Here is a 13,638-nt window from a genome sequence, read left to right as displayed (position 1 = left end):
ATCGCTGCGGTTACGGCGTATTGGGCGAATCAGCCTGCCCCACAATTACTGCCTGCTGGGGGGGCGTGAACGGATACGGTACAGATGACATAAATGCAAACACCACAATGAAAGAGGTCAGTCATGCAGTGGAAACTCATCCGACTACGCGGGGCCAGCGTTTGCGAGAATGGTGAATTGACCAATCGGCGCGGCGAGGCGATTGGGATGCGAGTGACTCCTGGTGGCTACCTGCTCTTCGATGATGGGGATCAGATTGTGGGCACGCTGACGTTGGCGGGGCGGGTCTATGATCGCAATGGTCACTTAGTGACTCAGGTGGATCGCCACGATCTAGATCTGTTGGATCGCGCCAATGAGTTGGCACGTGAGATCGGCGGGGCGTTGGGGATGTAAAATCTGATCTGAGCTTCCGGAAAGCTTCAAGCTTCCCGGAAGCTAGGGGGATATGATTGGGCTTCCCGGAAGATCGGGAACTCACTAGAACGGCAGATCCTCCTCCTCCTGTCCTCCAACCTCGGCGGGCGCGTTGGGTTGGTCTGAGCGCGGGTCGAGGAAGAGTACCTCACGGGCGCGCACGTAGGTGCGGTAGCGCGCTTGGCCACTCTCCTTGTCGGCCCAACTGTCGGTGCGCAGGCTCCCCGAAATCAGGACGCGCCGCCCTTTGTGGAGGTAACTATTGCACTGCTCGGCCAGTTGCTCCCACGCCTCGATCTGGGTCCACTCCGTCTCGTAGTTGCGATCCCCCTGCTCGTTCTTCCCGCTGATGCGCTTGGTGGCTAGGTTGAAGCGACACACCGCCTTCCCGTTGGAGAGAAAGCGCATCTCTGGATCGGCACCTAGATGGCCGATCAACTCGACCCGATTGAGCGTCCCCTTGATGGCTAACATATGCGTCCTCCTCTTGTTGTCTACACCTCGTTGTACCCCTTCGCTATCTGTACCGTTCAAGCACCAGCAAAGGTTACGAAGTTGATATTTTGCCTTTTACCTTTTGCCTTCGTATAATGCAACCATCATCCAATCAATCAATCTAGGATACATCGTCAATGGGTGACCTTCTAGAACAGCCTACCGCTATGGCTGCGCTGCTTGATCTGAGTCGGCTGGTTTGTGAATCCCTCGATCTGAATGAGGTTCTCAGCCGGGTGATCAACGCGGTGCGCGATCTGAGTGGGGCTGAACTGATTACCATTATGCTACTCGATGATAGTGGCGAGCAGTTGAGCATCGCCGCTTCATATGGGCTTGAACCGCAGTTAATCCGCCAAATTAGCTTTCGGGTTGATGAAGGTTTGGTGGGGTGGGTCATTCAGCATCGTCAACCTCTGCAACTCCTCGATCCTAGTAGCGATCCGCGCTATAAACAAATTCCAATTGAACGTCAAAAAGTGATGTTTATTTTACCTCTACGTATTCATAACCATACGCTAGGGGTGATCAATCTTTCACGTCAATCCAATGCCAACCTCTTCAGTTCCGAGGTGTGCCAGATCGTCGAGATTTTTGCCAGCCATGCCGCGATTGCGATTGCCAATGCCGCGAGTGCTGAAGCATTGCGCTATGCTCATACCCGTGAGCAACTGAGCAGTTTGGTGAGCCAGTCAAGTGCCTTACTGGGTAGCCATACGGTGCTCTATGAGCGTATCCTGGCCAAACTGGGGGTTACGCTGGAGGCGGATCTGTGTGTATTGATCACGCGGGAGAGTATGGCTCCGGTGGTGATCTGGTGGGCGGGGGCACCAGGGACGTTTCATTGGGAACCGGATCTGCTCCAGAATCATCAGAGTGACGTGGATAGTGATCTGATCGTGGCGGTTGAGGAGCAAGGCGAGGCGATTGCGTGGCTGATGGTACGCTCCATGCGTCCAGATCGTTACTGGCGGCGGGCTGAGTGTGATCTGCTGCGTTTTGCTGCCGACCAGATCGCCTTGCTGATGGTGAGTGAGCGCTTGATCAGTGCCGAGCAGCGGGCGAGTGCGCTCAGTGAAGCACTGCACCAACTGGCAAATGCATGTAATGCGATGCTCGACCAAGATCGCGTTCCGGATTTCGTGCTTGATCAGTTGGCGCGCTTCGTTAAATATGATTCGAGTGGTGTCTTTCTGGTTCACGAAGGCCAGTATGCGTGGTTGGTGGCTGGGCGCGGCTATCGCTTTGATCGACGCCAACGGGTGGTGCTGTCGAGTGGGCCGGGTTCACCAGATTGGATCAAAGCCCACGAGAACCGTACTATCTACCTCCCTGATGTTGCGGGGTTGCCCGATTGGCAGATCTTCCCAGAAAATCCGCATCCGCGCTCCTGGATCGGGGTGCCATTGTTGATCAACAACACCATTATTGGGGTGCTGACGATTGATAAGTGGCTGCCTAACGCCTTTAGTGAGGATGATGTGCAGGTGGCCCAGATGTTTGGCGATCATCTGGCCGTCGCGATCAATAATGCGAATCTCTTCCGCGAGGCTCAGATTCGGGTTAGCCAGATCCAGGTACTGCACCAGATGAGCGGTAGCCTTAGTACGCTGACTGATCCGCAACAATTGCTCGATAGTGTCGCTGATCTGCTGCATCGTACCTTTGGATATTATCAGGTGGTGCTCGCTTTGGTGGATGGCACGATGCTCGATCTCCGCTCGGCGCGCGGGATGGTGAACAATGTGGCCGAGTTTGGTGAACATTGCCGCTATAGCGTCGAGCGTGGGCTGACTGGGCGGGTGGCGCGCTTGGGAACTACGCTGTTGGTGAACGATGTCAGCCGTGAGCCGGAGTATGCCTCCACCCCAACGCTGGCGGATACGCGCTCTGAACTGATCGTTGCGATCCGGCATGGTAGCGCAATCCTCGGTATTATTGATATCGAGAGCCATATTACGGGCAGCTTCAATCAGCACGATGCCTATTTGGTGGAAATCCTGGCCGGGCAGGTCGCGGTGACGTTGGCCAATATTCATCGCTATGAGGAGTTGCGGCGTACCCAAGAACAGTTGCTGCATAGTGAACGTCTGCGTGCGTTGGGGGAACTCGCGAGTGGTCTGGCCCACGACTTCAATAATTTGCTCACCAGTATCTTGGGCCATGCCCAATTGTTGCTCGATGGTGCCCGCGATGAGCGTATAATCGAGGGTTTGCGGATCATCGAACATGCCGCCCGCGATGGTTCAATCACGGTACGGCGGCTCCAGAACTTTTCGCATACGCAACGTTCAATGCCTGATGAAGAGGTGGTGCTGGATACGGTGGTGATCGAGAGTCTGGCGATGACTCGCCCGCGTTGGCGTGATGCGATGCAGAGTAATGGTATTCGCTTACGGGTGATCCAGCAACTTGGCGATCTGCCTCCCATGGTTGGTGATGGCCCGGCACTGCGTGAGATGGTGATGAACCTTATCCTCAATGCGCTCGATGCGATGCCTCAAGGCGGCGATCTCTTTTTGCGTACCGAGCAGATCCAGGCCGATCCGCCCATTGCACTGCTTGAGGTTTCGGATACGGGTACTGGGATGACCCCAGAGGTGCGCCAACGGGCGTTTGACCCCTTCTTCTCGACGAAGGGTGCTCACGGTACTGGCATGGGCTTGGCGATGGTCTATGGGATTGTACAGCGCCATCAGGGGACGATCCAGATTGAGAGTGAGGTGGGGAAGGGGACGACCTTCCTTATTCGCCTGCCAATGCGGCGGCTGAGTGTGCAGCAGCGTCCGGTTGTGGTTCCTAGCCTACTGCCGAGTAAGGTGCAGCCGATCACGATTTTGGTGGTAGAAGATGATCCTGCTGTGCGCCGGGTGATTGCGCAGATCTTGCGGCGGGTGGGCCATACGGTGGTGGAAGTGGAGACGGGATCGCAGGCACTTGATCTCCTACATACCCAGAAGTTCGATCTGCTCTGTAGTGATCTGGGGATGCCAGAGATGTCGGGGTGGGATCTGGTGGTGCGGGCACGGGCATTGCAGCCGCAGCTCATCACGATTATGATTACGGGTTGGGGGGAGCAGATTAGTGCCGATGTGGCGCGTCAGCGCGGGGTGGATGCGTTGGTGGCCAAGCCGGTGGATGCCGGACGTTTGCGTCAGTTGGTTGCCTCGTTCCAATATTCAAATCCAGCGGTTACGAGTGTCAATACATCCATAACGGTGTCGTCATGAAATGGTTGGGTCAGCAGCGCCATTGGCGGGTGGTTGCGCAGCAGGTGGGGCGGTTGGCGTTGTTGTTGGCACTTGTGGTGTTGATTCTGTTGGGGGTGACTTCAGCGGCGATTGGGACGCAGGCCCAGCGTGATGAGACGCGCAATGCGGATCTGTTGCTGTTGATCGCGCCCGAACTGCCACCTTCGATGTTGATCGAGCATTGCCTCGATCTCTATCGGCGCGGCTATGGTGCCCAGATCGCCATCACTGGCCCCGGCCATGTGCGGGCGCGGGCCGATCTGATTGGGCGAGGCATACCTGCTGAGGCGCTGCTCGATGTTGGTGATCAGACCAGCCTGATTGCTGGGTTGCAGATGATCCAGCGCCAGGAGATCCAGAGTCTCTTGGTGGCCAGTTTGCCCGCCGACCAACTGCTGGCGCTTAAGGTTGCCCACGATATGGGCTTGCGCGCCTATGGCTCGCCTGAACCGGCGCTCGACTCGGATCTCTTCGCGACGTTATGGGCGAGTCTTGCATATTGGCGTTATGCGCTTTTGCGTCTCTGATATGGTAGACATCAGGCATCCATTGAACATCTATACCTCCTACGCGCCGATCTACGACATGATTGGTCAAGCTGGTTTCTCCCAGCACCTGGTGACCCATATTCTGGCTGCGTTGCCCACTCGGCCCCAGCGCGTACTCGATCTGGCCTGTGGCACTGGTGGGGCTGCGCTGATCCTCGCGCAGGCTGGTGCCCAGGTGGTGGGCCTGGATCGCTCGGCGGCGATGCTGCGGATTGCCCGTGCGCGCGCACGGGATCTGGGGCTGGCGGTACGCTGGGTGCATGCCGATATGCGCCGCATGCTGGCCCGCTCCGCCGTGCGGCAATTGCTCCACCCGGCGAGTTTCGATCTGGTGACATGCCTCTACGATAGCCTCAACTACCTCACTGGCCCCGCTGATCTGGGGTTGGTCTGTGCCAGTGTGGCCAATCTGTTGCGCCCCGGTGGCCAGTTTGTCTTCGACCTGAATACGGAGTATGAGTTTGCTTCCTGGGATGATACCGATCAGGTGGTCTATGACTCGTCCGATATGCTGGTCTACAATCGCTTGAACTACAATGCGCGCACACGTTTGGCCAAGGGGCAGATTGTTTGGTTTGTGCGCGAGGTTGATCGCTGGTGGCGTGGCGAAGAGGTGCATACCGAGCGTGCTTGGTGCGATGCGGAGGTGCAGGCGGCAGTTGAGGCGGCGGGGATGCAGATCCTGGCGCGCTATACCCCCACCTGGCAGCCCGCGCCCCCGGATGCGGCACGGGTTGTGCATGTGTGTGGGGTGCCCACGTAGCCTTCCACCTCTTTCCTATATGCTATACTAGCCGCGTCCTCAGCAGGGCGTAACTGTCGTTGGGATATGATTCAAGGAGGCCAGACATGACAGTCCTTGGAAAAGCAACTACCATCACTTGGGCCGGGCATGGCACCTTCCACCTGACGACGCCTGAAGGGCGCGGGGTGTTGATTGATGCATGGCTTGATGGCAATCCGGCTTGCCCTGAGGCGCTCAAGAGTAGTCTGCGCCACAATTTGGCGGCGATTTTGGTCACGCACGGCCACTTTGATCATATTAATGATCTGGTGCAGTTGGCGCAAGATACCGGCGCACTGGTGGTCTGTCAGTTTGATCTGGTCTCCTATTTGGCTGGCAAGGGCATTCCCGACGATCAACTCGTGGGCTTCAATAAGGGCGGGACGGTGCATGTGGCCGATATGCGCGTCACGATGACCAATGCGCACCATTCGAGTTCGATCACCGAGAATGGGCACTTGATTGGCCTGGGGACAGCCGCAGGCTTTGTGATCCGTATGAGTAATGGATTTACGCTCTACCATACCGGCGATACGAGTGTCACCATGGATATGCAGATCGTGCGCGATCTCTATGCGCCTGAACTGGTTATTCTGCCGATTGGCGATCACTTCACCATGGACCCGCGTCAGGCGGGGTATGCGCTCAAGCTGATTGGGGCGAAGTATGCCATCCCTGGCCATTATGGTACCTTCCCCATCCTGAGTGGCACTCCCGCAGCGTTGGTGGCGGCCATCGAGGAGTTTGGTGGTACGACCGAGGTGATCGCGCTGAAACCAGGTGAATCGGTGTGTTAATTCTATGAAGATTATTGTCCCGACTGCAATCCGTGATCTGTTGGAGCCAAAGCTGCCCGTGTGGGCCGCGCCGATCTGGTTTGATCGCAAGGTTGGTTTGCCCACTGATCTGGCCGAGGCGCTGGCCTACTATCGCTGGTGGTATAACGAGCCGAGCCTGGAGCCGCTGCTCGCCCACATCCCCAACCTGCGCTGGTTGCAGACGCCGAGTGCCGGGGTGGATCATGTGTTGACGCCGAGTGTCTTGGCACGCCCGATCACAGTGACGAATAGCGCCGGGGTGCATGCCATCCCCATCGCCGAGTTTACGCTGGGTTTTATGCTGGCCCACGCCAAGCAGATGGCGATGTTGCGCACCGCCCAGGCCGAGCAGCGCTGGGTTGATCCGCCCGCATTGGCCGAGTTGTACGGGGCCACCCTGCTGATCATCGGGATTGGCGGGATTGGTCAGGCGATTGCCGAGCGCGCCGCTGCGTTTGGGATGCGCATCTATGGCAGCCGCCGTTCCCCCCGCCCGATGCCGGGGGTGGCGCAGGTGGTCGGTAGCGATGGCTGGCGCGATCTGTTGCCGGAAGCCGACTATGTGGTGATGGCGACGCCGCTCACCCCTGCGACCCGTGGGATGTTTGATGCGGCGGCGTTGGCGGCCATGAAGCCGAGCGCCTATCTGATCAATATCGCCCGTGGGGCTGTGATGGATGAGCCAGCCCTGATCGCCGCGCTGCGTGAAGGCCGGATCAGTGGGGCGGCCCTCGATACCTTTGTGGAAGAACCGCTTCCCAACGATAACCCGCTCTGGAGTTTGCCGAATGTCACGCTCACCCCGCACATTACGGCCTTCTCGCCCCGCATGCGCGAGCGTCAGATCGCGCTCTTTCTGGAAAACCTCAACCGCTTCGCCACTGATCAGCCGCTGCTGAATGTGGTGGATAAGACGGCTGGCTACTAACAACGATTGCAGAAGGGAATACTCATGTTGGACTACCTGCGGATGACCGACCCGGATGTTGCCGCGATGATCGAGCGCGAGGCCACGCGCCAGCGCGAAGGTCTGGAACTGATTGCCAGTGAGAACTATGTCAGCCTCTCGATCATGGAGGCGCAGGGTTCGGTGCTGACCAATAAGTATGCCGAGGGTCTGCCCGGTAAGCGCTACTATGGCGGCTGCGAGTTTGTGGATCAGGTTGAGCAGTTGGCGATTGACCGCGTGTTGCAGCTCTTTGGTGCCCAGGCGGCCAATGTGCAGCCGCATAGCGGTGCCCAGGCCAACATCGCCGTCTTTACCGCGCTGCTCCAGCCCGGCGATACCATCCTGGGTATGCGCCTCGACCATGGCGGCCACCTAACCCACGGTAGCCCGGTCAATTTTAGTGGCAAGTGGTACAACATCCAGTTCTACGGCGTAGACATGACCACCGGCCAGATTGACTATGATGACCTTGCGGCCAAGGCGCGGGCGGCGCGCCCCAAGCTGATCACGTCGGGGGCGAGTGCCTACCCGCGCATTATTGACTTTGCGCGCATGCGCCAGATTGCCGATGAGGTCGGGGCTTTGCTGATGGCCGACATTGCCCACATTGCCGGGTTGGTAGCGGCGGGCGAGCATCCCTCGCCGGTTGGGCATGCCCACATTGTCACCACCACCACCCACAAGACGCTACGCGGGCCACGCGGTGGCCTGATTATGATGGACGAGCCATTCGCCAAGCAGATCAACAGCAGCGTCTTCCCTGGCAACCAGGGTGGCCCGCTGATGCACGTCATCGCCGGGAAGGCCGTCGCCTTTGGCGAAGCGTTGCGCCCAGAGTTTAAGCAGTACGCGGCGCAGATCCGCCGCAACGCCAAGGCGCTGGCCGAGGGGCTAACGAAGGGCGGGGTGGAGTTGATCAGTGGCGGCACCGACAACCACCTGATGTTGGCCAACCTGACCGCGATGGGCATCACCGGGGCGCAGGCGCAAAAGGCACTTGATCACGCCGGGATCACCGTCAACAAGAACGCCATCCCCGATGATCCCCAGCCACCCATGCGCACCAGCGGCATCCGCATCGGTACGCCCGCCGTCACCACGCGGGGTATGGGCGAGGCCGAAATGGCCCGCATCGCGGCGTGGATTGTCGAGGTGCTGGCGAACGTCGGCGACACCGCACGCCAGGAGCGCATTGCCGCCGAGGTGGCCGAGATGTGCCGCAGTTTCCCCGTCCCCGCCGATATGGTGCGGGCGTAGCGACGCAAAATATTGCGTCGCTACGGGCGACGCGACGGGCGTCGGGCGTCGTTACCATACCTCGTCGGGACGTTGGAAGAAACGCCCGACGAGGCTCCCCAGCACCCCCAGTACACCCAAGGTAAGTAATACAATCCCGGCAATCCGTTGGCGCACATCCAGATCCTGGCGTAGGGCCAGTGCGGTGGTGAGTTGGCTCTGGTTGCCGAGCGTGGCGAACTCCTGGGCGGCCAGATCGAGCAGGCTGCGCGCCTGGCTCAGTTGGAAGCGGCGCACGAGTTCGCTGGCCTGGCTCAACTGTATGCTGGCCGCCATGCCCCGCTGAGCGCGCTGGCTGTAGGAGGCGAGCACCGCGTCTTGGTGCGTGTCGCCCAGGAGGGCGAAGATGCGGCGGGCCTGCTCGATCCGTTCCAGCCCACGTTCATACTCGCCACTCCCGATGGCGTTGCGGGCCTCTTCGGCCAGTTGGGTGGCGCGCAGCCCCTCCTCGGCATGCTGCTTGAGGTGCGCAGCCTCACGGATCACCTCCTCCGGCTGGGTCTCGCGCTGGCGGGCGATCCACTCGGTGGCCCGATCCAACTCGCTCTGCGCGGCGGCATAGTTGCCCTGCGCCACCAACTCGCGGGCGAGGCTCAGATCATAGCGATCCAAGGCACTCAGCCGGTAGCCCCCGGCGAAGTAGCTGGGCAACCAAGCGCGCCACTCTGCCTCCAGATCGCTGGCGGCCATCCCGTAGGCGCGTTCGAGTGCCGAGCGGTAGCCTGAACTCTGTGCGCTGAGGCTGAGAAACTGCCGCAGGTGCGCCAACCCGTCACGATCTACCAAAAACGCCACGACGGCTAAGGTTTGGGGGTAGGAGATCTGCGGATCGCCATAGATCACCTCGCGGTCGTCGAAGCTCCTCCACGGTAACAGCCGCCCCTGATCTTCGGCCATCTGCAACGTCGCCACCTTGGCCGCCAACTCGGCGGTGGGTCGCTCTAGATACTGCGCAATGCCCTCCTGAAAGCCCACATTCAGCCGACCTTCACTCAGATCTGCGGCAATGATATGGGTCAGTTCGTGACGCACATTGTTGCGCACCTGCTCCTCGCTCTGTTGGCGGGTGCGCTCGACAATCACCACCAACTCACGCCGCCGGAAGTCGGCATGCGCCACAATCCCCGGCACACTACGCGCCGCCGGATTGACCCGCTCATACTCGGCGCTGGTCGGGTAGAGGCGTAGGCTCAGCGGTGGGGGGGCGCGGTAGGCAAAGATGCTGCTCATGTCATCATAGATCGTGTCCACAAAACCTGCATAACGCTCCGCCTCGGCCTCCTCGCCCGCCACGTAGAGAATACTGAACGCCCGCGTCATGCGCTCACGCCACTCGGTCTGGGCGGCGACCGGGTGGGGTATGCAGAGGACGATCAGGAGTAGGAGCCAGCAAAAACGGCGCAGAATCATAGTTACTCTTCTGAGGGTGGTTCGCGGGGTATGCCGGTTGTGTCGGGGGCGAGTTCTACCTTCTCATACACATCCGCAAGCGTAAGAAGACATTCAATAGACTGAATCATAATCTGTGCGCTTAATCCGATAGCTTCGTGCAGGTGCCATATATTGTTTTCTTGGCGCATGTAGTGTTCAATACGATAATCGTCTTGGGAAATAAGGATATAATCTTGGAGCGATGGAATAGCTCGGTAGTGCCGAAACTTCATTCCGCGATCATAGCGCTCGGTTGATGGCGATAAGACCTCAATGATAACGCTGGGATTAGTAAGCGTGAGGCGTGCTGCTTCAACAAATTGGGGTTGGCCACATATGATCGTCACATCAGGGTAGGTATGCAGCCCGGTTGCGAGGATTTTGATGCGTTGATCGCTATTGTAGACGCGACATGGGCGGCGGCGCAATTGGGTATGCAGGGCAGCATACGCATTGCCGACCAATAGATTATGCGCTTCGCCGCCCCCGCTCATCGCAAAGATCTCGCCCTGATAGTATTCGTGCTTGCGCGGGCTGCTCATCTCAAAGGCGCTATATTCCTCTTCGCTCATGAAGTGTTTGGGTTGTGCGGTCATTGCGTGCCTCCGGTGGGAATTCGGGGGCGGCTTCGCCGCCAAACACTACCAACAATTAGGATTTGGGGTGTAGCCCCAAGGACGTTGATGAACTTCTCAGAAGTTCACAATGAGCCTAGAACATGATAAACCATCCCCTGGGGAGTGGATTGGCTATGGAAGAGTTGGGGTGACGCAACATCCCAGTCCAGTGGTGCCGGAGGGGCGACGCTATGGATAGCGTGGGTTATGGCCTGGAGTTGGCTCGTGGTCGGCTCCGGGCGCACGCGGCCAAGCGTCAGGTGCGGGGCGAAGGTGCGCGCTTCGGGAAGAAAACCGAGTGGGCGGGTGGCGGCGAGCACCTGCGCGTGCAGATCGTGGAGTGCGGCAAGATCGCCGTTCAGCCCGACCCACACTACGCGGGGTCGCTGGGGTGTGGGGAAGACACCTAGCCCCGCGAGTTGGAGGTGGAAGGCGGGGGGAGGGATGGCCGCCAACCCGGCCAGGAGCGCGGGCACCAGGGATGGATCGCTCTCACCAAGAAACTGGAGCGTGAGGTGCATCCCCTCGACGGCAGCCCAGCGCACCGCTAGGTCACTGCGGCGCAGCCGAGTTTGCGTTGCCGCCAGCGTGGCGCGTACCGGGCTGGGCAGATCGAGGGCAATAAAGAGACGCATCGTTTAACTCTCAGGGATCATCCGGCTCGGCACTTGGCTATCTGCACGCGGCCCATCACCGGGTTTGAGGCGCACATAACTGCCATCGGGCTGTAGCAGGTGGGCACGGACATTATCGGTCAAATAGTTCGTCAGCAACATATCGTGGACATAGGCGATCAGGGATGGGTCTTCGAGTGGATAGAGTTCTTCCACACGGCGATCCAGGTTACGCTCCATCATATCGGCACTCCCCAGGTAGAGGATGGGATCCCCGCCATTCGCGAAGTAGTAGATACGGCTATGTTCGAGGAATGGTCCAATGATGCTGCGTACCCGGATATGTTCACTTAGACCGGGGAGACCAGGGCGGAGCGAACACATCCCGCGCACAATCAGATCAATCTGCACCCCTGCCTGGGAGGCTTCATAGAGCAGATCAATGAACTGGTGATCGACAAACGCATTCACCTTAAAGACGATCCGCCCATCGCCATACTCCTGTTGGCGGCGGATCTCAGATCGCACCAATCGCATCAGGCGTTGGCGCAGCGTCACCGGGGCAACCAGCAGCGCCCGGTAGGTAGATTGACGACTGTAGGCGGTTAGGAAGTTAAAGAGATCAACCACATCAGCGGTAATGTCGGGGCGGCAAGTAAACAGGCCCAGGTCGGTATAGACGCGGGCGGTACCGGCGTTATAGTTCCCGGTACCCAGGTGGGTATAGCAACGAATCCCGTCCTGCTCTTGGCGCACCACCAACGCCAATTTAGCGTGAACCTTGAGGCCCAGCAGACCGTAGACCACATGTACCCCAGCGCGTTCCAACGCCTTGGCCCAGATGATATTATTCTCTTCGTCGAAGCGCGCCTTCAGTTCGACTACCGCCGTCACCTGCTTACCCTGTTCACGGGCGTGCATCAGCGCCTTCACAATGGGAGAATTACTCCCGACGCGATAGAGCGTCTGCTTAATTGCCAAGACCTGGGGATCATCCGCTGCCGACTGAATAAAGTCAATCACCGGCGAGAAGGAGTGATAGGGATGGTGGAGCAGCACATCACCCTGGCGGATGGTATCGAACATATCGCCGCCGCCGCGCAACACCACCGGCAGTGTGGGCATGTGGGGCGGATCTTTGAGGTCGGGGCGATCAATTTTGGTCAACTCCATCAGATCGGCGAGACCCAAGGGGCCACGCACCGCATAGAGTTCTTTTGGGCCAATCTTCAGGTTGGTGAGCAGCAGATTACTGATCCGCTCCGGCATGGCCGTATCCACCGTCATCCGCACTACCTCACCGAAGCGGCGCTGGCGTACCCCCTGTTCAATACTGGAGAGCAGATCATCGGCTTCATCCTCCTCAATCTCCATATCGGCGTTGCGGGTGATGCGGAAGGGGGCCGAGAGCACCACATCCATGCCGGGGAAGAGCATCGCCAAATTCGCGGCGATGAGTTGTTCAATCCAGACGAAACAGTGGTTGCGCCTAGTCAGCGCATGTTGTTCTGGGTTACTCAGTTCAGGAGGAAGGGCAATCAGGCGCGGTAGTACCTCTGGCACCTTCACGCGGGCGAAGAGTTCACCCTTCTGCGGATCATGGATCATCACCGCGAGGTTCAGGCTCAGATTAGAGATGAAGGGAAAGGGGCGGCTACTATCGAAGGCCAGCGGGGTCAGCACAGGGAAGATCTGGCGCTGGAAGTATTCATCGGCCCAAGCACGTTGCGGTGGATTGAGATCGGCCATATCGAGCAGCCGAATCCCCTGCTCGGTCAAACTTGGCAATAGATCGGTAAACAGGAGTTCCCGTTCCTGCTCGATCAGTGGCAGCAGGGTTTTACGAATCGCCTTGAGTTGCTCAGTAGGCGTGAGGCCATCGGGTGATTGCTTCTGTACCCCGGCACTGATCTGCTGCATAATCCCGCTGACACGGATCATGAAGAACTCATCGAAGTTGGAGGCGAAGATAGCCAAAAACTTGACCCGCTCCAACAACGGGTTGCGCTGATCAAGTGCCTCACCAAAAACGCGCCGATTAAACTCGATCCAACTCAGTTCACGGTTGAGATAGGTAGGTGATACCGTCAATGGTGCCTCTCCCACATCAACGGGCGTTATCTCCTGGGCGATCATAGAATGCTGCCATTTTCCAGCGGACACCCGCATCAGGCTACTATGGGATGCGCCACGTGTGTGTTATGCGATATAACGATGCATCTCAGTATACCGGATGCGAGCGGTAAGAATCAAGATGTTTTGTTACGTACCTTAGGGCGTGGGCAATGTCCCCAAAGCGACGGTCAGTTCTGGTCTGGCGGCAAAGCCGCCAGACCAGAACTGACCGATTGAACCCGCCGCAAGCCGCCACGCTTTAGCCGAGCGGTTAGGCGGGTTTCTCGCTGGCTTCAGCCAGAA

Annotated in this window: 12 protein-coding genes; 7 read left to right on the top strand and 5 right to left on the bottom strand. The window is 58.7% G+C overall.

Going from position 1 to position 13,638, the window contains the following annotated elements; all coding sequences use genetic code 11:
• The first annotated feature begins 123 nt into the window (after positions 1-123).
• Positions 124-396, top strand: coding sequence for a hypothetical protein (locus tag EKD03_RS17120; protein WP_129633510.1), 273 nt, complete (start codon positions 124-126; stop codon positions 394-396).
• Positions 397-480: 84 nt separating this feature from the next.
• Here EKD03_RS17120 and EKD03_RS17115 read toward each other — a convergent pair whose 3' ends face one another.
• Positions 481-891, bottom strand: coding sequence for a single-stranded DNA-binding protein (locus EKD03_RS17115; RefSeq protein ID WP_129633508.1), 411 nt, complete (start codon positions 889-891; stop codon positions 481-483).
• Positions 892-1,049: 158 nt separating this feature from the next.
• On the opposite strand from EKD03_RS17115, the gene EKD03_RS17110 reads away from it, so the two are divergent.
• The 6 genes from EKD03_RS17110 to glyA all read left to right on the top strand — a co-directional run bounded on the left by EKD03_RS17110 (position 1,050) and on the right by glyA (position 8,519).
• Positions 1,050-4,142 (top strand): GAF domain-containing protein, encoded by a 3,093-nt coding sequence (locus tag EKD03_RS17110; protein WP_129633506.1) that lies wholly within the window; start codon positions 1,050-1,052, stop codon positions 4,140-4,142.
• The gene (locus EKD03_RS17105; protein ID WP_129633504.1) at positions 4,139-4,690 is read left to right on the top strand and encodes a YdcF family protein; all 552 of its coding nucleotides are present in this window, start codon (positions 4,139-4,141) and stop codon (positions 4,688-4,690) included. Before EKD03_RS17110 ends, EKD03_RS17105 begins: the two co-directional genes overlap by 4 nt.
• Positions 4,691-4,712: 22 nt before the next feature.
• Positions 4,713-5,474 (top strand): class I SAM-dependent methyltransferase, encoded by a 762-nt coding sequence (locus tag EKD03_RS17100; protein WP_129633502.1) that lies wholly within the window; start codon positions 4,713-4,715, stop codon positions 5,472-5,474.
• An 86-nt stretch (positions 5,475-5,560) separates the two neighbouring features.
• Entirely contained in the window at positions 5,561-6,292 is a 732-nt protein-coding gene (locus tag EKD03_RS17095; RefSeq protein WP_129633500.1) for a metal-dependent hydrolase, read from the top strand.
• A gap of 4 nt (positions 6,293-6,296) precedes the next feature.
• Positions 6,297-7,241, top strand: a complete 945-nt coding sequence (locus tag EKD03_RS17090) for a D-2-hydroxyacid dehydrogenase (protein WP_129633498.1) — start codon at positions 6,297-6,299, stop codon at positions 7,239-7,241.
• A gap of 24 nt (positions 7,242-7,265) precedes the next feature.
• Positions 7,266-8,519, top strand: coding sequence for a serine hydroxymethyltransferase (gene glyA / locus EKD03_RS17085; protein WP_129633496.1), 1,254 nt, complete (start codon positions 7,266-7,268; stop codon positions 8,517-8,519).
• A gap of 51 nt (positions 8,520-8,570) precedes the next feature.
• Here glyA and EKD03_RS17080 read toward each other — a convergent pair whose 3' ends face one another.
• From EKD03_RS17080 to ppk1, 4 genes are all read right to left on the bottom strand, one after another.
• Positions 8,571-9,968, bottom strand: a complete 1,398-nt coding sequence (locus EKD03_RS17080) for a peptidase MA family metallohydrolase (RefSeq protein ID WP_129633493.1) — start codon at positions 9,966-9,968, stop codon at positions 8,571-8,573.
• 2 nt (positions 9,969-9,970) lie between these two features.
• The gene (locus tag EKD03_RS17075; RefSeq protein ID WP_129633491.1) at positions 9,971-10,585 is read right to left on the bottom strand and encodes a Uma2 family endonuclease; all 615 of its coding nucleotides are present in this window, start codon (positions 10,583-10,585) and stop codon (positions 9,971-9,973) included.
• Between the two features lie 104 nt (positions 10,586-10,689).
• Positions 10,690-11,241: an RNA 2',3'-cyclic phosphodiesterase gene (gene thpR / locus EKD03_RS17070; RefSeq protein WP_129633489.1), complete on the bottom strand. Its 552-nt coding sequence runs from the start codon at positions 11,239-11,241 to the stop codon at positions 10,690-10,692.
• Between the two features lie 3 nt (positions 11,242-11,244).
• Complete coding sequence (gene ppk1 / locus EKD03_RS17065) at positions 11,245-13,356, bottom strand: polyphosphate kinase 1 (RefSeq protein ID WP_129633487.1); 2,112 nt, start codon at positions 13,354-13,356, stop codon at positions 11,245-11,247.
• Between the last annotated feature and the right edge of the window lie 282 nt (positions 13,357-13,638).

Origin of the sequence: Candidatus Oscillochloris fontis (assembly GCF_004138135.1) — a bacterium.
GTDB classification, from domain to species: Bacteria; Chloroflexota; Chloroflexia; order Chloroflexales; family Chloroflexaceae; genus Oscillochloris; species Oscillochloris fontis.
Note: the sequence above shows the minus strand (reverse complement) of the source record. Positions and strands in the feature narration are given on the sequence as shown.

Coding starts and splice junctions, on each gene's coding strand:
- EKD03_RS17120 (WP_129633510.1), top strand. CDS start 124: ATGCAGTGGAAACTCATCCGACTACGCGGGGCCAGCGTTTGCGAGAAT.
- EKD03_RS17115 (WP_129633508.1), bottom strand. CDS start 891: ATGTTAGCCATCAAGGGGACGCTCAATCGGGTCGAGTTGATCGGCCAT.
- EKD03_RS17110 (WP_129633506.1), top strand. CDS start 1,050: ATGGGTGACCTTCTAGAACAGCCTACCGCTATGGCTGCGCTGCTTGAT.
- EKD03_RS17105 (WP_129633504.1), top strand. CDS start 4,139: ATGAAATGGTTGGGTCAGCAGCGCCATTGGCGGGTGGTTGCGCAGCAG.
- EKD03_RS17095 (WP_129633500.1), top strand. CDS start 5,561: ATGACAGTCCTTGGAAAAGCAACTACCATCACTTGGGCCGGGCATGGC.
- EKD03_RS17090 (WP_129633498.1), top strand. CDS start 6,297: ATGAAGATTATTGTCCCGACTGCAATCCGTGATCTGTTGGAGCCAAAG.
- glyA (WP_129633496.1), top strand. CDS start 7,266: ATGTTGGACTACCTGCGGATGACCGACCCGGATGTTGCCGCGATGATC.
- EKD03_RS17080 (WP_129633493.1), bottom strand. CDS start 9,968: ATGATTCTGCGCCGTTTTTGCTGGCTCCTACTCCTGATCGTCCTCTGC.
- EKD03_RS17075 (WP_129633491.1), bottom strand. CDS start 10,585: ATGACCGCACAACCCAAACACTTCATGAGCGAAGAGGAATATAGCGCC.
- thpR (WP_129633489.1), bottom strand. CDS start 11,241: ATGCGTCTCTTTATTGCCCTCGATCTGCCCAGCCCGGTACGCGCCACG.
- ppk1 (WP_129633487.1), bottom strand. CDS start 13,356: ATGATCGCCCAGGAGATAACGCCCGTTGATGTGGGAGAGGCACCATTG.